This window comes from Thermostichus sp. OS-CIW-33 (assembly GCF_054059615.1).
Map to the genome: position 1 here is coordinate 67,008 of NZ_JBSSCH010000010.1, position 20,087 is coordinate 87,094.

The 20,087-nt window shown below is 58.9% G+C and carries 13 protein-coding genes; 2 read left to right on the forward strand and 11 right to left on the reverse strand.

The features are described 5' to 3' along the window. Window positions 1–18: 18 nt before the first annotated feature. The 6 genes from ACVWZG_RS09260 to ACVWZG_RS09285 all read right to left on the reverse strand — a co-directional run bounded on the left by ACVWZG_RS09260 (window position 19) and on the right by ACVWZG_RS09285 (window position 11,143). Window positions 19–5,463 (reverse strand): response regulator, encoded by a 5,445-nt coding sequence (locus ACVWZG_RS09260; RefSeq protein WP_457406476.1) that lies wholly within the window; start codon window positions 5,461–5,463, stop codon window positions 19–21. 191 nt (window positions 5,464–5,654) lie between these two features. After that, window positions 5,655–8,147, reverse strand: coding sequence for a methyl-accepting chemotaxis protein (locus tag ACVWZG_RS09265; RefSeq protein WP_457406473.1), 2,493 nt, complete (start codon window positions 8,145–8,147; stop codon window positions 5,655–5,657). A 291-nt stretch (window positions 8,148–8,438) separates the two neighbouring features. After that, window positions 8,439–8,957: a CheW domain-containing protein gene (locus tag ACVWZG_RS09270; RefSeq protein WP_011433530.1), complete on the reverse strand. Its 519-nt coding sequence runs from the start codon at window positions 8,955–8,957 to the stop codon at window positions 8,439–8,441. Window positions 8,958–9,072: 115 nt separating this feature from the next. Next, complete coding sequence (locus ACVWZG_RS09275; RefSeq protein ID WP_011433531.1) at window positions 9,073–9,438, reverse strand: response regulator transcription factor; 366 nt, start codon at window positions 9,436–9,438, stop codon at window positions 9,073–9,075. Next, window positions 9,435–9,812: a response regulator gene (locus ACVWZG_RS09280; protein WP_414328794.1), complete on the reverse strand. Its 378-nt coding sequence runs from the start codon at window positions 9,810–9,812 to the stop codon at window positions 9,435–9,437. Before ACVWZG_RS09280 ends, ACVWZG_RS09275 begins: the two co-directional genes overlap by 4 nt. Window positions 9,813–10,000: 188 nt before the next feature. Further along, entirely contained in the window at window positions 10,001–11,143 is a 1,143-nt protein-coding gene (locus ACVWZG_RS09285) for a response regulator (protein ID WP_414419298.1), read from the reverse strand. 233 nt (window positions 11,144–11,376) lie between these two features. On the opposite strand from ACVWZG_RS09285, the gene ACVWZG_RS09290 reads away from it, so the two are divergent. After that, window positions 11,377–11,661 carry a YggT family protein gene (locus tag ACVWZG_RS09290; protein ID WP_011433534.1) on the forward strand — a complete coding sequence of 95 codons (285 nt, stop codon included), beginning with the start codon at window positions 11,377–11,379 and terminating at the stop codon, window positions 11,659–11,661. Window positions 11,662–11,683: 22 nt separating this feature from the next. Here the strand turns inward: ACVWZG_RS09290 and ACVWZG_RS09295 are convergent, their stop codons facing one another. The 3 genes from ACVWZG_RS09295 to ACVWZG_RS09305 form a co-directional block, all read right to left on the reverse strand. After that, on the reverse strand, window positions 11,684–12,802 hold the full coding sequence (locus tag ACVWZG_RS09295; RefSeq protein WP_414342633.1) for an electron transfer flavoprotein subunit alpha/FixB family protein: 1,119 nt from the start codon (window positions 12,800–12,802) through the stop codon (window positions 11,684–11,686). A gap of 221 nt (window positions 12,803–13,023) precedes the next feature. Next, window positions 13,024–13,848 (reverse strand): electron transfer flavoprotein subunit beta/FixA family protein, encoded by an 825-nt coding sequence (locus ACVWZG_RS09300; protein ID WP_457406470.1) that lies wholly within the window; start codon window positions 13,846–13,848, stop codon window positions 13,024–13,026. A gap of 479 nt (window positions 13,849–14,327) precedes the next feature. After that, window positions 14,328–15,410, reverse strand: a complete 1,083-nt coding sequence (locus tag ACVWZG_RS09305) for an ABC transporter substrate-binding protein (protein ID WP_414355591.1) — start codon at window positions 15,408–15,410, stop codon at window positions 14,328–14,330. Between the two features lie 320 nt (window positions 15,411–15,730). Here ACVWZG_RS09305 and argS point away from each other — a divergent pair, with 320 nt between their 5' ends. Continuing rightward, a complete protein-coding gene (gene argS, locus ACVWZG_RS09310; protein ID WP_457406465.1) occupies window positions 15,731–17,527 on the forward strand; it encodes an arginine--tRNA ligase in 1,797 nt (598 codons plus the stop codon). A 283-nt stretch (window positions 17,528–17,810) separates the two neighbouring features. Here argS and ACVWZG_RS09315 read toward each other — a convergent pair whose 3' ends face one another. Then, window positions 17,811–18,176 carry a hypothetical protein gene (locus tag ACVWZG_RS09315; protein WP_457406464.1) on the reverse strand — a complete coding sequence of 122 codons (366 nt, stop codon included), beginning with the start codon at window positions 18,174–18,176 and terminating at the stop codon, window positions 17,811–17,813. A 37-nt stretch (window positions 18,177–18,213) separates the two neighbouring features. Next, window positions 18,214–19,935 carry a hypothetical protein gene (locus ACVWZG_RS09320; protein WP_457406462.1) on the reverse strand — a complete coding sequence of 574 codons (1,722 nt, stop codon included), beginning with the start codon at window positions 19,933–19,935 and terminating at the stop codon, window positions 18,214–18,216. Between the last annotated feature and the right edge of the window lie 152 nt (window positions 19,936–20,087).

Here is a 20,087-nt window from a genome sequence, read left to right on the forward strand (position 1 = left end):
ACCGCACCGCTGTCGCGATTAGGAAGTTGGGTTGGCCGCCAACAACTGTTCCCCTCTCAACATGCGGGCAGCAGCGCTGAGCAGCTCCTCTTCCAGATAGGGCTTGGTGAAGTAGGCAGTTGCTCCCAGCTCCCGTGCTGTTTGCCGGTGCCGTTCTGCCCCCCGCGAGGTGAGCATGGCAACCGGGAGATGCTTGAAGTTGCTGTCTTCCCGCAGGCGGGTGAGCAGTTCTAGGCCGTCCATCCGCGGCATCTCGATGTCGCAGAAGATGAGGTCGCAGGGCAGGCCGCCGCGCAGCTTTTCCCAGGCATCCTGGCCATCCCGCGCCTGTTCCACCCGGTAGCCCACCTTCTGGAAAGACATCGAGAGCAGCTCCCGAACGGTGATCGAGTCGTCCACGATCAACACGGTGGTCTGGCGCACCTCTTCTGGGGTTGGCTCCTCATCCCGGTGATCCAGCCAGAAGCGGTTGAGATCCCGACGGCGACCGTGGGCTATGTCCACCAGCTCGATGATGTCGGCAATCGGCAGGACCCGCCCGTTCCCCAACACCGTTGCCCCAGAAATGCCCGGCGGCTTGGGCACAGGCCCGCGCAGTTGCTTGATCACGATTTCCTGCTCTTCCACGAAGCTGTCCACCTGCAGGGCAACATACTGGCCGGCACTTTGCAGGATGACAATGGGAATGATGCCCTCATCCTGAGTGATGCTGTACACCTCGGAACGGCTGCGGCTGTGGCTGCGGCTGTAGGCCAGCAGATTTGAGAGGGGCTGGAAGTGAAGACGCTGATCCCGCCAGAGAATCGAGGGCCGCCCCTGCTCATCCGGCTGAACTTCGTCGGCAGGAACATCCAGCATCTCCTCCACGCCATCCAGGGGGAAGGCGATCAGGGCTTTGTCGCTGACACACACCATGGCCTTGGAAATGCTCAGGGTGAGGGGGAGACGGATGGTGAAGGTGGTTCCTTTGCCCCGCACAGAATCCACTTGGATACTGCCGCGCAGATCGGTGATGTTGCGGCGCACCACATCCAAGCCAACCCCCCGACCGGCCAGATCGTCCACTTCGCTGGCCTCGCGAACACTGAAGCCGGGGTGGAAGAGAACGTTGAACACTTCGTCCTCGTCGGCTTGTTCCGCCAGCAGCCCCAACCTTTGAGCTTTGGCCTTGACTTTCTCCACCGGGATCCCGGCGCCGTCGTCCGAGACGATGATGATCGTCTGGTTGCCCTGATAGAAGGCTTTGACGGTGATCTTGCCCTCAGGGGGCTTGCCCGCCCGCCGCCGCTCCTCAGGGGTCTCGATCCCGTGTACCAGGGCGTTGTTCACCAGGTGGGTCATGGGGTCATAGAGCTCCTCCAGGATGGCCTTGTCGATGAGCGTGTCACGGCCTTCCACCACCAGGCTGGCCTGCTTGCCCGTTTTGATGGAGAGATCCCGAATGGCGCGGGGCAACCGATCGGCAACTTGCGAGAAGGGCACCATGCGCGCCCGGTTCAGGCCCTCTTGCAGTTGGGTGGTTACCTGCCGGAATTGGCGGGTGATCTGCTCGGCCTCATCCACGGCAAACTCGATGTCGGAGGAGGACTCGCGCACCCGCACGATGAGCTCAATGATCTCCTGGGCCAGAGCGTGGAATGCCGTAAACTGATCCATCTCCAGCTTGTCGAACTCTTGGCCGGAGGAATGACTCCGCCTTCCTCGGCTGGATCCCTCCCCATTTCGACCGAAGCCCACCGTTACCGTGCCGCCATAGGCTGAGCTGCTGCGGCTGGAGAACAAAGCCGATTCCAGCAAGGAGCGGTCATACTGATCCCGCATGCGCTGGCCCAGATCCCCTAGCTGTTGCACACGGCCCAACAGGCCATCCAGAAACTGGCGCAGACGGGTTTGGTTTTGCTCCATGCTGTTGCGGATGACCACCAACTCTCCCACTAGGTTGTTGATGGAGTCGAGGTGGCGCACCTCCACCCGCATCACAGGGTTGCTGAGGGCAGCAGTTCGCCGTGAAGTCGGCCCAGTTGCCGCCGGGGCAGCTGCTGCTGGGGTGGGGGTTGCTGGAGCAGCAGCGGCAACTGGCGGCGAAGGTGCTGGCGCCGCAGCAGGTGCTTGGGCAGGAACCTCGAGATCGCCCAGGAGCGATTCCAGCTGGGCTGCAAAGTCGTCAGCAGCCTCGCCGCTCGCGGCTGCAGGGGATCCCACAAGGGGGGCGATAGCCTTTTCTAGCTCAGGGGTTACCGCCGGCTCGGCAGCGTCGAAGAGGGCGGCCAAATCGTCCAAACGGGGAGCCGGAGCAGCTTCCAGCGCCTCTTCCTCTGGGGTCTCGGCCTCGCCAACAGGAACGGCTAAGGATTCATCCTCTGCAAACAGGCTGGCCAACTGGCTTTCCAGATCGTCCTCCGCAGGCTGGAGGGCATTTTCTTCCTCCAGTGCGGCAACCGGCGGCTCTGGCTCAGACACGGGCACTTCCGCCAGGCTGCTCGCTTGCAAAGCTTCTGTGTCCTCCAGGAAGGTGGCAAGATCCAAGGGGGGTTCTTCTTGGGGCGCTTCCCCTTCTGCAAAGAACTGGCTCAACTCATCCAGATCCACCTGGCTGTCGCTATCCATGGCCGAGAGGGATCCCCTGGCCCCCAGGCTCAGTTCTTCTGGGTCGGATTCCTGGGTGAATAGGGCATCGAGACGGTCGAAGGAGAGCTCGGGGGAAGGGGCGACTGCCTCCTCAGCCGTGGGTTGCAGGTCTGCGAAAGACTCCTCCTGGACCGGGAACAGGTCCTCCAGAAGCGCCCACTCCTGGGCTTCTGCTGTGTCCCCAGCTGCTGATTGGGTCAGGGGGATGGAGTCCCCATCGGACGCCTCCTCGAGGGTCTCGCCGGCGAAGAGATCCCCTAGGCTCAGCTCGGCTCCGAAGTCTGGAATTGGCGATTCCCTCGGCTCATTGGCCATGCCGGGCGACGTGGGGAAGGGTTCGCCGATAAAGAGATCCCCCAGTTGCTCAGCTTCGGCAGCATCAGCCTCAGCTATGTCCAGGGATGGGCCAAAAGAGGGATCCAAAAATACGGAAGGTTCACTTGCTTCCGGCATCGACCAAGCCGGATCGGCTTCTGCCGCAGGGGTGGAAAAAAAGCTCTCCAGGCTGTCTTCGGCAGTATCGAAGGCAGCAGAGTCGGCGAACTCTGAGGATCCCACCTCGTCGGATCCCGACTCTGCCAGATAATCTGCTGGGATGGAAAAATCCTCTAGCTGGATATCTGCGGGAAATTCAGCCCAAAGGTCTGCTGCGATTTCCCCGTCCTCAAGGGCTTCCTGAAGGGGTGGGGACGGTTCAGCCGCCCAAGGATCGGCCTCCGGCTCACCAGCGGGAACGGCCTCCAAGTCCGGAAGCTGAGACCCTTCCTGCCGGAAAGCACTCTCTACGGGAAGTTCCTCCAGCTCAAATAGGGCCTCTACCCCGGCACTTGCGGCTTCGTCTGGGACAAAGCCGGATCCCTCGCCCATTTCCGCAGCAACGCTCTGGGCAGTCGGCTCCTGTTCAGCATCCCAGGCAGGCTCAGCAGAGACAAACCCCTCTGCCCCTTCACCCACCACTTCGGCAAACAGCTCCGCCAGATCGGCCTCAGCTCTCTCCTCATCCAACCTTGGGCTCAGATCCTCAAAGGTCTGCAAGAGGGGCTCAGGAGAGGAGGGGATCAGCTCCGTTGGGAATTCTTCAATATCGGATAGCGCTTCTGCGTTGGCAAACAGCTCGTCAAAGGCTGAGGTGGCTTCTTCCTCCAGATCCAAGGGAGTGGCATAGAGCTCCGCTCCGCTAACGCGACCGAAGTCGTCCGCAACAGAGGCCAAGTCAGCTCCCTGCCCGTCCTCTTCTGGGCTTTCTGCCGGCACGGCAGCTGTCCTCCAGTCTTCCTCCCAAGCCGCTTCGGCTCGGATCCCTGGCCAACTCAGATCCAGATCCCCCTCTTCCGCGGGAGCAGATCGGTGCTCTGAATCTGTTCCCGCCAGCGGGACGGAGTCCTCAGCAGTGCCCGCTTCCCCAAGGGATGAGGTCTGCTCTGCCGCCAGATCTCCGCTTGCCTCTGCGCTCTCCTGCTCCGGCGACAGGGCAGCTCCGGGCTCATCCTCTTGAAAGGATGTCTCAGCGAGGGCTACCGCTTCCCAGCTCAGATCGGGGGTAGCGCCTTCCTCCGCAGGGATCCCAGCAGCCGCAGCCCAATCCTCTGGGGCACCCCCAGGTTCTGGGAATGACGGCTCTGCCTCAGACCCCCAAGCAAGGCCAAGGTCGAAGGGCTCAGGGACTTCTGGCTCTTCAGGGGCTGCCGGAACAGGGCGGAAAGCCAGCAACTCAGCCGAGGGTCGGATGGTGTTTGCCGCTCCGCCGGCCAGAGCTTGGTGGGCTTGCTTCAGATCTCGCAGCACCGGCAGGGCCAGTTGTCGCAAATCCTGGCCGGGATCCGCCAAAATCTCGCCGATCAAGCGGGTCAAATCTGTCCAGCCTCCCAGTTCCAGAGCCGAAGATTGCCCCAAATCCTGCAAAGATTGGGCCAGAGCTTGCAGAGCCGGTCGAGTGGCCGGGTCGTCAGGACGTTTGAACAGCTCCAGCATCTGGCGCAGCAGGGCCGGGATCTGCTGATGCACCACCACCTCAAGAGGATCCGGTGGGGCAGGGGGGGCGGCAGGGCGAGCCAATTGTTGCAGTTCTGAAGAAGGGGCAACCTGTTCGGCCTTGCCGTCTAGGATGAGCTGCTGTCCCTGCTTCAAATCCCGCAGGGCGACCAAAGCCAGAGCACGCAGGTCGGCATCGGGGTTGCCCAGGGCTTGCTCGAAAGTTTCCGTCAACTGTTGCCAGCCCGCCAGATGATGAACTTGTCCGATCTCCTTGAGAACGGCATTCGCCGCTGCCAAGCGCTCTCGGACATCTGGCTGATCCCGTTGTTTAAACAGCTCCAGCATCTGGCGCAACTGCTGCGGCACCACCTCCGCCATGTCCTGCTGTAGGGTGCGAACCGCCGGCGACGAGACGGGAGCTGAGACAGGGCCCTCGCCGAGAAGATTTTGAATGTGCCTTTCGGTCTCTTGAAAAACCGGCTCCAGTTCCGCCAGGGTGGTGTTGCTGACTTCTTGGGTGAGGCCGCGGGGGCTCTGCAGCTCCTCCAACAACATCGAAAGCCCATCAAAAGCCCGCAGCAGCAGGGTTTCCAGGTGCTGATCGACAGGCACTCCGCCTGGACGGGAGCGAAAGATGTTGAAAAAATCTTCCATGCGGTGGGCCGTCCGTTGGATGCTGGTGAGGCCCAGCATGGCAGCTCCCCCCTTGATGGAGTGAGCAGCTCGAAACAGCTCGTTGATCAGCTCGGGATCGCTCATGCTGTCCCGCAAGCTGAGGAGCACTTGTTCAATCGTTGCCAAGTGGTCGCGGGCTTCTTCGATGAAATAACTGAGGATCCGCTTTTGTGCTTCTTCATTCATGGCAGGAGGCCCTTCCTACAGCCCACAGGTATGCATCAGTAATAGCAGACCGGACAGATTGAGGCTCGCCTGAGCGAAGAGTCCGGCCAAAAGTCGGAACAGGGGGATCCCAGTGGCATTTGCTAAGGATCGATAACGTCTCCTGCATGGGGATCCTTGTCCCTAGAATGCCCTCAAAACAGCAGATTTGCTCATTCATCCCCAACCCGGAAGCGACCGACAGAAGTTTGCAACTCGCGGGCGATGCTCACCAACTGTTGGAGCGAAGCTGCCACCTTCTGCGCCTCCTTAGAGGTCTCGTTGGCGGTCAACTCCACCGATTGCATCACCTGCGCCACAGAGCGAGAGGTTTCCGTTTGTTGCACGGTGGCCTGAGAGATCGCCCGCACCAACTCGTCGATCCGGCGACTGACCTCGATAATCTCGTCCAGGCTGTTCTTGGCCTGCTCGGCCCGCCGCGTCCCCTCGATCACCAGTTGGGTGCCTTCTTCCATAGCCGTCATCACGTTGCCGGTTTCCGATTGAATCTGCAACACGATCTGCTCGATCTCCTTCGAGGCTTTGGCAGCTCGGTCGGCCAGTTGTCGTACCTCATCGGCCACGATGGCAAAGCCCCGTCCCGATTCCCCGGCTCGTGCCGCCTCGATGCTGGCGTTGAGGGCAAGCAGGTTGGTGCGCGAGGCAATTTGAGAGATCAAAGCCACAATTTTGGAAATTTCCTGCGAGGATTCCGCCAATCGCTTCACTTTGCGGGTGGTTTCTGCCACGGTTTCGCGAATTTCCAGGATGCCACTTACCGTGCGATCCACAGCTTCTCCACCCCGAGCGGCTGCTTCTGTGGCTTGGGCAGTCACGTTGGCCGCTTCGCGGGCGTTGCTGGCCACCTCTTGAATGGAGTCCGTCATCTCCTGAATGGAGTTGAGGGAGTTGGAAATCTCCTCCGCCTGGCGCAAGGCGTCGGCAGAGAGGCTGCGGGCAAAGTCCTCGTTCTGCAAGGCGGCATCGTTCACGGCGGCGGCGGCCCGCTTCACCTGGCTGACAATGTCTCGCAGACTGCGAATGGTCAGGTTAAAGGAGTCGGCCACAGCCCCCAGCACGTCGGCAGTCACCTCTGCCCGCACCGTCAGGTCTCCACGGGCAGCCCCTTCCACGTCGTCCAGCAGGCGAATCACCTGGCGCTGTAGATCTTCCTTAGCTTGCCCTTGCTCGGCAGCCCGCTGGCTCAGTTCGGCGAAGTTGGCTTCAAGGGCAGCCGCCATCTGGTTAAAGCTGTCGGCCAAGCGCCCCAGCTCATCGTGGGTGTTGGCTGTGGCTCGTACTGAATAATTCCCCTGGGCCAAGGCGGCAAAGTGGCCGGCCAGCTCTTGGGCGGTGGAGCGAATTTGTTTGGCACTGCTGGCCCCGAGGATAACCCCTGCTCCTGTGCCGATCAGCCCGCCTCCAATCACCCCGGCAATCAAGCGAGCTCCCCCATTGGCCGGGATCCCAAGGCCAATCGCCAAGCCGGCAGCCAAACTCACAGCTCCTTGGATAAGCGCTATGGCCAATTGCCGATCCCCAATCGGTCGGTTGGCGATCCCAGCAGAGGTTCTTGCCCCTTGTTCACCTACACTGGGGATGGGGAGTGAGGCCGTGGGCAGCAGAACTTGGGCCGCTTCGCTGCCGGTCTCCGCCATTGGGCTCATCCCCCCAATCGCCCCCTCGTTTGGGTGGAAGGCCCCCACCGGCTCGCCGCCATCCATGCCGGCAAGTTCACCATCCAAGCTGTCTAGCTCGTCAAGATCGAAAAGACCAGGGCTGGGACTGGCAGTATCTTCGTCGGGAGCGGGGATCGGCTCACTCATGGGGGCAGCCAATTCGGTCGGCAGGCCTTCTTCCAGGGATCCCCCCTCCTCTTCCTCAAAACCAGGCAGGGAGAAGCCCATCTCATCGGGAAAATCGGCATCGCCGGCCAACTGCGTAATGGAGTCGGAGTCGCCTTCTAGGGCTTCCAGATGCTCTCGACTGAACTCGTTGAGGAAGGCAAAGTCATCTTCGACCACCGGATCGGTTTGAGGCCCGCCCTCTTCCGAGCCTACCCGTCGCGAGAGGGCCGGTGGTGTTACCCGAGGATGGGTCGGCATCGGGTGAGATAAACCCAGCGGATCAGCCTCCGGCATTTGCAGCCCGGTCTCCAAGGGATCCCTGAATCTCTCTTCCCCCATGAAATCGCTGCCAAGGCTGTCTGCCTCCAGTGGAAAGGGATTCTGAGCAAAGGGATCCGCCTCCTCTTCCCCCATCTCCTCGAACTGCAAGAAGGGATCGGGAGCAGAGAAAGCCTCTTCCGAAAAGGCATCCGACCCAGGTGCAAACTCATCTGGAGAGCGAAACTCGTCCGCTTCTGGGGAATCGGGAAGATCCGCCAGCTCCGGTGCCATTTGCAACAGCTCTTCTAGACCCTTCCGGGCCGACTCCAGCTCATCGGGATCACTGGCTGTTTGTAAAATGGTGTTGTAGGTTTGGCGAGCTTCCAACAACTGCCCAGCTTGTTTTTGTGCCAAAGCCAGCAGCAGCTTGACAGCAGTATCTTGCGGTTCAGCAGCGGCCACTTGGTTGAACAACCGCACCGCCCGGACGTAGTCTCCCTGCCAAAAGGCGGCCATCGCATCGGTGTAGTCTCTCTGACTGTTCGCGCTCGGAACCATGGATCCTCCCTTCACTGCTTGCCTACCTCTGTTCACGCGTCAACACAGATGCAAACGGAACGCCCCCAACACCTCAAAACCCCATGGATGCAGGCTATCCCCCCTTTTCCACATTCAGTCAAGCAAGAGTGGGCCTTTCTGCCGCCGTCTCAGGGCTTACCCTCAACAGCCTCGACACGCATCGGTAGGGGATAGATTTGGTCCAACTTTCCCCATTGTGGCTGGAGTTAGCTTGGATCTTTGATAGGAACTATACACTTTCCTCCCGCTGAGCTCCCAGGGGGCCGTCTGTCAACCCCAACGATTGGATCGCAGGATGGCCGACTGATCCAGCAATGGCAAGCGCGATCCCGTTCCGGGCACCACCCATTCCCCTCGCAGAAAAGGAGCCATGGACTCAGGAGCCGTGAGGGCAGGCCGCACCAATTCAGTCTTCAGCCACTCCATGCCTACAATTAAATCCACAGCCAAGCCCATGAGCAAATCCTGTTGATCCATCACGGCCACCACAGGAATCTCGGCTCGGTCGATGTTCAGGGGCGGGCTGATCCCCAAAAATTGCCCCAGGTCTGCAACCCAGATGATCTCGCCCCGCAAATTCAGCGTGCCCAGCAAAACTGGGGCCACATTGGGCATGGGGGTGATTTTCTCTGGGCCAATGCTCATCACCTCCACAACCGATACCGCTGGCAGCGCAAATTCCTCCCCGGTGGCAATCTTGAACTTTAGGAATAGCTCACCTTCGGGAGCCTCCATCTCCCGCAACTCTTGGGTCTCATCCCCCATCAATAAATCCAGATCCCCCAGCATGATGCTCCCCCGCATGGATAGTCTTGTGGACTGTTGATCCCGCCCCCCTCCCTGCTTAAAACGCAGAGTCGTTCTCAGGACCTACCGAAAGGCGTGGAAGCAGAAGGGGCAGCTCTCAGCCTCTCAGTAATTGCTTAATCGTACCCACCAGTTCCTGGGGCTGGAAAGGCTTGGCAATGTAGGCATCCGCTCCCTGGCGGATCCCCCAGTAGCGGTCAAATTCTTCGCCCTTGGAAGAACACATGACGATGGGCGTTTTTTGGGTGAGAGGGTCGGCCTTGAGAAGACGGCACACCTCATAGCCGTTCATGCGCGGCATGACGATGTCCAGCACGATCAGGTCGGGTTTGTTTTGCTTCACCGCCTCTACGGCCTCCACCCCGTCTTCCACAGTCATCACCTCGAAGCCGTTTTCCTGCAGCAGCTTGCTGATCATCTCCCGCTGGGATTGGCTATCTTCCACCACCAAAACGCGACTCATTTCCGATTCATCTCCCGCAATTGATGTTTGATGGTCGCCAGGAGCTCTTGGGGCTTAAAGGGCTTGGTTACATAGGCATCCGCCTGGTTGCGCCTGGCCCACTCGATATCAAAGGTCTGGTCTTTGGTGGAACACATGACGATGCGAATGTGTTTGGTACTTTCATCCCCCTTCACTTCCCGGCATACCTCGTAGCCGTTCATGCGCGGCATGACAATATCCAGCACCACCACATCAGGCTTCTGCTGGCGAATGCACTCCATTGCCTCTACGCCGTCTGTTGCTGTGGAGACTTCCAAACCGTTCTCGGAAAGCAAGCTGGAAATGGTCTCCAGGTAGGTACGGTTGTCATCCACCACCAGCACTTTGCTCATCGCCGTCTTGCTCCTTTTGCACTCCCGCGCAACCATCGGGCTGCTTTGACTGAGGTTTGCTCTTGTAACCTCACCTGGCTCCCTGGCTCCGGGCCGGCCATGCTACCCCTATTGTTTCGGTGAGGCCACTCTTCTGTCCAGTACTTCGCCTATAGTCTTCTGTGCCAACATTTTGGCTACCCCAACGCCTATTCGCCACCGCCCCGTTTGGGGGGAGGGCCCACGTAGGATTCGACAATGGTCAACAACTCCTTTTCCGCAAAGGGTTTGCTCAAAAATTCGTTCGCTCCGGCCATGCGGGCCTTAATCCGGTCGGTAAAACCATCCTTGCCGGTCAGCATAATCATGGGGGTTTCGCGGAACTGGCTGGATTTGCGCAACATGGCGCACAGCTCATACCCATCCAACTTGGGCATGGCCACATCGCAGAGAATCATGTCGGGGTTGAGAAGAAACACCTGTCCCAGCGCTTTGAGAGGATTGCCGATGGTGGTAACCTGGTAGCCCTCGTTTTGCAGGATGAACTCTACGGTTTTTTGGATGGCCATGGAGTCGTCGATGCAAAGGATGTGGCTGGGCTTATCGCTGGGTTTGAGGGGACGGCTGGGCTTGGGCTCCGCGATCAAGACGGGCTCGGACAGTTGAATGGCCCCTTGGCGGACGTAGGGATAGATGGCCTTGGCCACCGCCAGGGTGTCTCGACCCAGGTAGCGACCCATCTGGCGAATGCTGGTTTTGCCGTCTGACCACTCGCTCAGGGCTTTGAAGACGGGGGCGGGCAGGTTTTGCTGGAGCGGCAGGGGGTTGACGATGGTGGGAGCTTGGTTGGGAGCTTGGATGTAGGGGTGCAGCTTTTTCCACTCCTGCACTTGGGCTACGATCTCGGTGAGCAGGGGGGTAACGGGGAAGGTGGTCAATTGGGGGGCCAGGGGGGATCCGGCCTCAAAAATGAAGGAACCCTGGTGGAGGCTAAGCAGGTCGAAGAGGACTTCCCGCACCATGCCCAGCAGGATTTGCTTGCCTTGGTTGGGGTTGAGCTTGTGGTTTTCCAGCAAAGACCAGAGGCGGTTGTATTCGGGGGCGTTGACCGCGGCTTTGTGGGGAATTTGAATTTCCTCCAGGGCGGCTTCCAGCTTGAAGCGGTGCAGATAGTCTCTGAGGCGGGCAATGTTCCCTTCCGTTTCAGAGGCGTAGATAATCCGCCCATTCAGGAAGAAGACAAACCAGTAGACAGAGGGGCTGGCCTCTACAAAAAGCTCACCGGTGCGCTGGCCCAGCTCGATGAGCTGAAGGATGCTGCGGATATCGATCTCTTGTAGTTTTCCTTGCATGGGATCCCTGCCTGCAGTCCAGCAAGATACGTCTATTATGACGCTAGTCTTTAACTGTTGCTGCCCCGCCGGTAAGGCCATTTTCGGGAAGAGGGTTAAAGTTTAAAAAAGTTGGGGTTTGACTTGGGCCGAGCGCCTGCATTCCCCGAGGTATCTCTGGACTCCAGCAGACCCTCCCAATTAGAGCAAAATGGAGAGAACTGCCACCAGTAAACCTGTTCTTTGAGTAACCTATGCTGCCAATTCTCACCTCTTGGGTGCTTGGCCCACTGTTGGCGCTCTACACCCTCCTGTTTGTGCTGCGCATCTTTCTGTCGTGGTATCCGCAACTGGATACTTCTCGGTTGCCCTACTCGTTGGTGGTCGGCCTGACGGAGTTTCTGTTGCGCCCGACCCGTCGCCTGATCCCGCCTCTGGGAGGTGTGGACATGGCCCCTGTGGTTTGGGTGGGCCTGGTTACCCTGTTGCGGGAGGTGTTGCTGGGGCAGCAGGGGCTGCTGACAATGGCCCTGCACTGAGAGCGTTTTTGCCAACCATCTCTCATCGACTCTGCAAAATTGGGATCCGCTCGCCGAGGCTCTGGAAAGGCTGGCCCTCGGCGCCTTCTCGGAGCTCCTCCTGTCTCTGTCGCAGTTGCCGGATCAGCTCCGGCACCACCTGGTAGAGATCCCCGACAATGCCGTAGTGGGCAAATTTGAAGATAGGAGCGGCGCTGTCTTTGTTGATGGCAATGATCGTCTGGGATTTGTCCATGCCCACGCGATGTTGAATGGCCCCAGAAATGCCGCAGGCGATGTAGAGCTGGGGGCGGACGGTCTTGCCGGTTTGGCCCACCTGGTGGGCATAGGGGATCCACCCAGAATCCACGGCCTTGCGGGAGGAGCCGACAGCGCTGTTGGGAAAACAAGCGGCCAACTCCCTCAACAGCTCAAATCCCTCTGGGGATCCCAGCCCGTAGCCGCCGGAAACGATCACCTTGGCGCGGGTGAGATCTACCGCCTGGGACAGGTTGCGCACCGTTTCCACAATCTGCAGGCGCAGATCGCCGGGATCCAAGTTGACCGGCACCGGGATCACTTCCCCCTGGCGGGATCTGTCCCAGGGCAGGGGCACCATCACCCCTGGTCGTACTGTGGCCATTTGCGGGTTTTTCCAGGGGCCAAGGATGCGAGCCTTGAGAGATTCGCCGAAGCTGGGCCGGATGGCATAAAGGCAGTCGGGGAAGAGGCCGGACTTGCTGGGATCTTTGCTGTTGGTGTACTCGAAGGGGCCAATGTCCAGCTCGGTGCAGTCAGCGGTCAGGCCGGTCTCCAGGTGGGCGGCCAAGCGAGGAGCCAGATCTCGCCCGGTGGTGGTGGATCCCAGCAGGATGGTGTGGGGTGGTTGGGGCCAGCTTTTGATCAAGTCCGTGATCACCCGGCGGTAGGGCAGGGTGCGGTATTCGGCCAACTCGGGGTGATCGGCGATGAAGACTTGATCTGCCCCGTGGCCGATCAGAATTGGGGGCAAGTGGGCAATGTTGTATCCAAGCACAAGAGCGCTCAAGGTGGCTCCCAGCTTATCGGCCAGCCGCCGCCCGGCTCCCAACAACTCTAAGCCGATGGGCTGCAATTCCCCGTTCACCTGCTCCGCGAAGACCACTATCCGCTTGCGATCCATAAAACTGTGACTCCTAGGTTGAGATCGGGATTGAATCGGGTCGAGGGCAATCTTGGGTGTTGCAATTGCGACGAGGTCAGCAGAGTCTTTCTGAGTTAACTTTTCACTGCCCAAAACCGGGAGCTTTCGCCGGCTAGCCACCCTGGGATCGATAGATGAGACGATGAGGATTGAAAGGTGATGGAGATAAGAATTGGCCAGAGGGATGCAAGGCAGAAGATCTAGGAAGTTGCCGCGTAGCGGAAGAGGTCAACGGCCTGGGTCAGTTGGTTGACCAGTTGGGGGACGGATTGTCCCTGAAAGACCTGACAGTTGCCGCCAATTTCCCCCACTTTTTCGGTGGCAGCCACGATGGTTGGGGATCCCTTGAGACCGCAGCGCTCCGGGTCTGCCCCCACATCGTCCAAGTTGAGGATCTGGATTGCCTCGGCCCGTGCCATTTCATCCCGCATTAGCCGCTGCACCCGCTGCACACCCCGTAGAGTGGGGTAGGCCAAACGCCGAGCGGAATTGGCCACCGTAATCAAAACCGGCAGGGGCACCATTACGATTTGGGATCCCCCTTCGATGGCCCGCCGCGCCACCAGGATCCCATCCCGAATCTCGAAGGCTTCGCAATAGGTGACCTGAGGGATCCCCAACCGCTCCGCCAACTGCGGCCCCACCTGGGCCGTATCGCCGTCGGTGGTCTGGAGCCCGCAGAAGATCACATCGGGCCGGCCAGCATAGCGAACCGTCTGGGCCAGAGTATAGGCAGTGGCTAGGGTATCGGAAGCGGCCAAGCGGCGGTCGGTCATCAAAATACCCTGATCCACCCCGTGGGCAATGGCCTCGTAGAGCACCTCAATGGCCGGGGGTGGCCCCATTGTAATTGCCGTTACTCTCGCCCCGTGTTGCCGTTTGGTTTGCAGAGCTGCTTCCAGTGCATAGCGATCAAAAGGGTTTAACATCCGCTTGGCCTTGGCGCGATCGATTGTGCCGTCACTGTTGATGCCGGCCTTGGCGTTTTGATCGGGAACTTGCTTAATCAGAACAAAAGTTTCCAAGGGCCTAAACTCCCTAGTGATCCCCTCCAGGTTAAAAGGGATCCCTGAGCACCACAAACTTATTCAGCTTTTTTTCGGGATCGGAAAAGCTATCTCGACTTCAAGCACCCCTAAGCTACTCTTCCCAATACATCTGTTTCTCAGGTTTGATTTCATTGACATGCTCCCCATGCCCAAAGGCAGGGGCCTTACGGCGTTCTTGGGTAACCCTAAACAAAGTTCGAGACACTCCCCTACTGCTCCATGCCGCTTCCGGTCTCCCATCCACCAACGCGAACAGGTCTCCCGTCGGCCTCTTTCAGGAGCAGCCTGGGATCCCTGCCACGAAAAGCTTTGGGGATACTTCGCGGATGAGGGATCCAATAAGGACGCAGACCGCACCTGCAGCCAGAAATAGCCTCCCAGCAAGCAGGATAAGTTGGCCTGCACCGGCAAGCCAATAGACAGAGGCTTCAAAATCGTTGCTGGCCTAACCCAGATTATCCAATCATCCGCTCAGACTTGGGTGGGAGCAGACTTCCATCAAACACTTGCTCTAGAGAGGGCTTAGTGGGCAAGCCAAAGCCATCCACCACCTGAGCAATCGAGGTTTCCATACGAGCAGGCACTACATCCCCCAAACCAATTTGTCGCACCTCATCGGTAACAAACAGGCGCGGCATTGCCAGGGTAAGGCGCAATTTCTCAATTGCCGTATCCAGCACTTGTCCGTCGGCCTTGGCTTTGTCCAGAAGGGCCAACATATTGCCATCGGTGTCGCGGATGGTGTCTTGCCAACCCTTAACATACGCCCGCAAAAAAGCTTTGAGCTGCTCCGGTTTTTCCTGCAGCAATTGCACACGAGTGATGAGCGCATTGCCGTACAGCTCAAGGCCATAGTCGTTGTAAAGGAAAGCCGTGATGTCCTCCAAGCTGACGCCGCCCCGCACCAGATTGGGCATGGCTGAGGTCATAAAGCCGCTGATGGCATCCACCCGACCTTGGATGAGGAAAGGTTCGCGCAACTGCGGCTCCATAGTTACCCACTCCACCGAGCCCGGATCGATGCCGACTTGCTTGGCAAAGACCGGCCAGAGCCGACGCGGCGCATCCCCTGCCGGTGCTCCTAGCTTCTTGCCCGCCAGTTGGGCCGGCTCCCCAATGCCCTTATCTTTCAAGGTGTAGATGCCAAAGGGAGAGCGATTGAAGTGGACATAGATCGCTACCAAGGGCACGTCCGGATTTTTGGCATTGAACTCGATCATGGAGTAGGGATCCCCTTCCCCCAGGTCGTACTGGCCAGCGGCAATCTTGGTGATGGAATCGGCGGAGCCATAGCCGCGCTCGTAGGTGACCTCCAGCCCCTCTTCGGCGAAGTAGCCCTTCAAGATCGCCGTTACAAGGGGGGTATCCATCGAAGAGGGCAACCAAGAGAGGGTAAACTTCAGGGGCGTCAGTCCCTGGGAAACCAGAAGCGGCCCGCGGCTCTGAGCCCTCGCCTTTAGCCCTCCAACGGCAACCCAAGAGGCAGCCGCAGCAGCAGATTGAAGGAATTGACGACGCGACGATTTCGGGATGGACATACTAGTAAACTCCACAGCAGCTGTCTCAGCAGAAATCCGCAAGCGGGAAGGCGAGCATTACCGCCAAACAACTTAGCAAAGCAGAGTTAAACTTTTGTATTCGGTGATACTTTGTACCCAAAAGCTTGGCCTAAAGCTCTGTCCCGTCAATTTGTCAGAGCCATCTTCGCAAAGCAGGCGAGCAAAAGCAAAGTTTGGCTGGGGGAGCATCTATTCTTTTGTCAGATTTTGTCAGAGCCGGTTGGCTGTCGATATGATGATGCTTTTACTGCCCCAGGCATCCCTGGAACCTCTCTCGACGTCTGCCGACACGAACAGCCATGGCCACTCAACCCGTATCCACCTCGCTGATTCGGTTTCTCACCGCCGCCGTAGCCGAGAGCATTCGACGGGCCTCAGAGGCGGGGCAACTGGGATCCCTGGCCCCCCAGCAAGCCACAGCGATTGCCCCCGTGATCCAGATCCCCAGCGACCCTCGCTACGGCGATTACGCCTGTCCCACCCCCCTGGGCATGGCCAAGCTCTGCCGCCTAGCACCGGCCCAGATCGCCCAAACCCTGCAAAAACACTTGGATCTGCCGGACATCGAAACTCAGGTGGCGGGAGGAGGGTATCTCAACTTCCGGCTGGGGGATCCCTTTTTGGCCAAGCGCTTGCAAGAGCTGCTGCATCTGGGAGAAAACTTCGGCAAAACAGCCATTCCCCATCCTGAGCGCATTCTGCTGGAGTTTGTCTCCGCCAACCCGACGGGGCCTTTGCACGTCGGCCATGGGCGCTGGGCTGCCGTTGGCTCTACGTTGGCCAACTTGCTGCACTGGACGGGCCACCAGGTGGAGCGGGAGTTTTACATCAACGATGCCGGCAACCAGATGCGGCTCTTGGGCCAGTCTCTGGAGGTGCGGGTGCGGCAACTGCAGGGGGAAGAGGTGGCTCTGCCCGAAGATGCCTACCATGGCAGTTACTTGGTCGATATTGCCCGGCGGCTGTTGGGTCAGGTCAAGGCCGGGATCCGCCCTCTGCCCACCACCTTGGAGGAATATATTGATTTGGCCTACGGGGAAATGCTGGCCTGGCAAAAGCAGACCCTGCAACAACTACGCACCGAGTTTGATCACTGGTTTAGCGAGCGCCGCCTGCACACCCCCGATCCCCAGACAGGCCTGAGCGCCATCCAGCAAGCTTTGCAGGAGCTGCAAGAGCGCGGCTTTCTCTACAAAGCCAAAGCGCCGCGGGGTGAGGATCCCAAGCCAGGGGCCGAAGAGGCCGTCTATTTCAAAACCCAAGAATTTGGCGACGACAAGGATCGGGTGGTGCAAAAGGCCGATGGTTCGTTCACTTATCTAGCCGCCGATATTGCCTACCACCGGGATAAAGTGCAGCGGGGATATCACCGGCTGATCAACATTCTTGGCTCGGATCACCATGGCTATATCGGCCGCTTAAAGGCGGCGGTGGGTGCCTTCAGCCCAGATGTCAAGCTGGAAATCTTGATTGGACAATTTGTCAAATTGTTCAAAACCGACCCGCAAACCGGTGAGAAAACCGAAGTGCGCATGTCCAAGCGCACCGGCAACTTTGTCTCACTCAATGACCTGATCGAAGATCCAGAAATTGGCGTGGGGGTCGATGCAGCCCGCTGGTTTTTGCTTAGCAGCAGCATGGACAGCCCCATCAACTTCGATTTGGATTTGGCCGTCAAGCAAACTTTCGATAACCCGGTCGTGTATGTTCACTACAGCCATGCCCGCTGTTGCACTCTGCTGCGGCGGCTACAGGAAGAAGAAAAGGTTGAACTGACCAACAAAGTCCCTTTGACGGAGCAACAAAAACTGCCCTACAAAGAGCCAGAAGAGCGGGCCCTGCTGCTGCGCTTGTTGGCCTTGCCGGATGAGCTGATCGCCGCTGCCGAAGAGCGCGCTCCCCACAAGATCATCCGCTACACGGAAGCCATTGCTGCCGATTTTAACAAGTTTTACGACACCTGCCGCATTTTGCCCCTTATAAAAGAGGATCCCCCCTTGGCTCAGGCTCGCATTCAGTTGGTGCAAGCTACCCGACAGGTTTTGTTTAACCTGCTCACCGGCATCCTCGGCCTGAGCGCGCCGGAGTCTATGTGATTTACGAAGGAGTGCCGTAAGGCCCCCAGCTCACGCTCTGGGCGGAAGCCAGCTATAGCGGTCGCGAGTAGGTCAATTGCAATAAACCGTTCCACAACGCATAGTCATTTATCTCACCGTCAAGGTGAAACAAACGACCGGTTGCTTCCTGCTAAGGCCTCTGGCCCGCTAGCGCGATCAGTTGAAATAGATGGTAATAAAAACCACGACTACTATCAGCCCCTTTGATTCCGGTAACGCCGATCCCCGTCTCGATGAGGGAGAGGAGATAGGGCTCAAGCGCCTAAGTTTCGACTCTGTGGGCGCGCAAGAGCAAGTTGGTTCCCAAGTCCTCTTGGGCTGCCCAAAAGGCGCAAATCCACCACGAAACCTCGTCTTGGCGATAAATGCCACAGGTGAAAGGATAAGGTTGCAAAATATTCGCCATCTGCGCTAAGGCCGGAACTTCCGCCATGTAGTCGGCCCACACTTGGGGATCCAAGGCTTCGTAGGTGAAATCGGAAGGAAAGAATGTGCAACTGGATTCCAGGCTGGGCTGGTTGGTCAGCAACAATTGAGCAGGATCTGAGGATTCACAGCCCAAGCGATCCCCGATCTGAAAGGTCAGTTGAAACAGGCGGTTAATCAGATCAAATTGCTCAGGGCTCATAAGTTCAGAATTCCTAACTTTCAGATTGGGATGGGCGTTAGAGTTGACAGGTGCGACGGCTGCGCTCCAGCTCCGGCTCGATCCAGGAGAGGGCGAAGTGACTCACACAGGGCAACTGCGGGAAGCGGCGGGCCAGCTCTGCTGTTTGGGTTTCCAGGCTGGGGCGTTGCCGCTGGGCTTGTCCCCATAGACCGGCAATGGCCGGGCAGACAAAGGTTTGGGGAGAGGCCACAGCCAGGACCTGCTCCACCTGCTGCGCCACACAGGAGCTATCCTCGCACTTGGCATAGGCCATTGGGTGCCATTCCATACCCGGATCAAAGCGGTCCCAGGGTTGCAGACGAGCGTCAAACCCTTCTCCTACTGCTTGGTTGCCTTCTGGGAAGAAGACAGCCCCCACCGGGATCCCCAGCCTCTGGGCGGGTTGGGCGGCCTGCTGTAAATAATCGAGAACGCCGTAGCGGGCAAACTCGACGCTCAGCTGCCAAAGCTGCTGCTGCCAACGTTCTTGGCGAACGGCGGCGCTGGGGGTGGGGGAAGGGGCAGGAGTTGGTGCTGCTGCCTCAGAACTGGAATCCGCCGGTTTCTCCAGACTCTCTGGTAAATCTTTTGCAGAGGAAAGCTGATCCCCCTGCCAATTCCTGCTGGCCATGTCTTGGGCAGCCCAGTCCAGTAACTCTGGGGAAAGCGCCCATTTCTCGGTCGGGCTGGGCCAGGGATCCCCTGGCTGCCGCCACCTGGGCTCTTCGGCATAGGTGGCATCCAGATGGAGAACATCTGCCACTGCAATGTAGCCCTGGCTTAGGTAGCGCTCCAGCAATGCCCGACCCGCCGGGTTTTCTGCCAAATTGAGGTAGGCTTTCCGGGCGGCCTCTCCATGAATCCACAAGTCTCGGACGGTGGCTGCCACGCTGGATCCCCCTGAGCCACGCGGATAGCGAATGTAGTCGAAAAGGATCCCATCTGGCTGTCGCTGTAGAATGCGGCGGACCAACTCGGCAAAATCCCGCCGTGCCAGGGGATGAAAGGGATCCACAAACACCTCATCCGGGCTGCCCAAATCTTCCCCAAGGGCTGTTGCCGGATCCAGAACAGTGGTTATGCCACGACCGTTGCGGGCCAGGGCCACCTGTCGATCGGGCCGTTGTCCGTAGCTGTAACCGAAATTGAGGGAAAACACCCAAGCATAAGCAGACAAACCGCGGCGTCGTGCCGCCTTCAGAGCCAGATCCAACAAGTCGGCGTTGGGCTGTAAGCTGGGCCAGATCCCTCCTGCGCCATCCGGCAAAATGGAGCGACCATCGTAAAAGGTCTCGATAAAGACGCGGTTGTAGCCCAGGTTTACCACTTGGTCGAACACCTGATCCAACACGCCCGGATTGGCATCACAGGGATGCAGACGTACCCAGATGGCCTGGATCTGGGGCCAGCGTTGGCTGCGGCAGGCGATCAAGGCAGCGCCATGTTCGGCCAAAACTTGGGTGTACTCGGCCCAAGCAGCATTCGACTGGGCAGCCTGCTGGCGCAGTTGAGCCTTGCGCGCTACCTCCTCGGGCGGCTGTCGGCAGTAGGCGTCGAGCCGAGCAGCCAAGTGGGATCCCCTCTGTTCCGCACTGTCTACGGAACCAGAGCTGGGGAAAAGGGAATGGCCGGGCCACAAGAACTGAGCCTGGGCCGTGATTCCGGATCCCAGCAACATCAGCGCGCCCAGCACACCCGCAAGCCAGCGGATCCCTTGGTTTTTCGGCAGTCTCAGCACCCTCAACCTCCACCGAGAATGGCCCCGATCGTACTCTTCTCCTGCCCAGAGAGCGGCTATTGAAAAAAAACAGCCGCCTGTGCCCAGACCGGCGCAATCCCTTGGTCGATCTCTACCTTAAGTCCGAGTGGTAGGGGGTTGCTCTTCGGTTT

Bases quoted from the DNA above. Each gene is read 5' to 3' on its own strand.
- ACVWZG_RS09265 (WP_457406473.1), bottom strand. From the start codon at position 8,147: ATGGTTCCGAGCGCGAACAGTCAGAGAGACTACACCGATGCGATGGCC.
- ACVWZG_RS09280 (WP_414328794.1), bottom strand. From the start codon at position 9,812: ATGAGCAAAGTGCTGGTGGTGGATGACAACCGTACCTACCTGGAGACC.
- ACVWZG_RS09315 (WP_457406464.1), bottom strand. From the start codon at position 18,176: ATGAGCCCTGAGCAATTTGATCTGATTAACCGCCTGTTTCAACTGACC.
- ACVWZG_RS09260 (WP_457406476.1), bottom strand. From the start codon at position 5,463: ATGAATGAAGAAGCACAAAAGCGGATCCTCAGTTATTTCATCGAAGAA.
- argS (WP_457406465.1), top strand. From the start codon at position 15,731: ATGGCCACTCAACCCGTATCCACCTCGCTGATTCGGTTTCTCACCGCC.
- ACVWZG_RS09290 (WP_011433534.1), top strand. From the start codon at position 11,377: ATGCTGCCAATTCTCACCTCTTGGGTGCTTGGCCCACTGTTGGCGCTC.
- ACVWZG_RS09285 (WP_414419298.1), bottom strand. From the start codon at position 11,143: ATGCAAGGAAAACTACAAGAGATCGATATCCGCAGCATCCTTCAGCTC.
- ACVWZG_RS09305 (WP_414355591.1), bottom strand. From the start codon at position 15,410: ATGTCCATCCCGAAATCGTCGCGTCGTCAATTCCTTCAATCTGCTGCT.
- ACVWZG_RS09270 (WP_011433530.1), bottom strand. From the start codon at position 8,957: ATGCTGGGGGATCTGGATTTATTGATGGGGGATGAGACCCAAGAGTTG.
- ACVWZG_RS09295 (WP_414342633.1), bottom strand. From the start codon at position 12,802: ATGGATCGCAAGCGGATAGTGGTCTTCGCGGAGCAGGTGAACGGGGAA.
- ACVWZG_RS09275 (WP_011433531.1), bottom strand. From the start codon at position 9,438: ATGAGTCGCGTTTTGGTGGTGGAAGATAGCCAATCCCAGCGGGAGATG.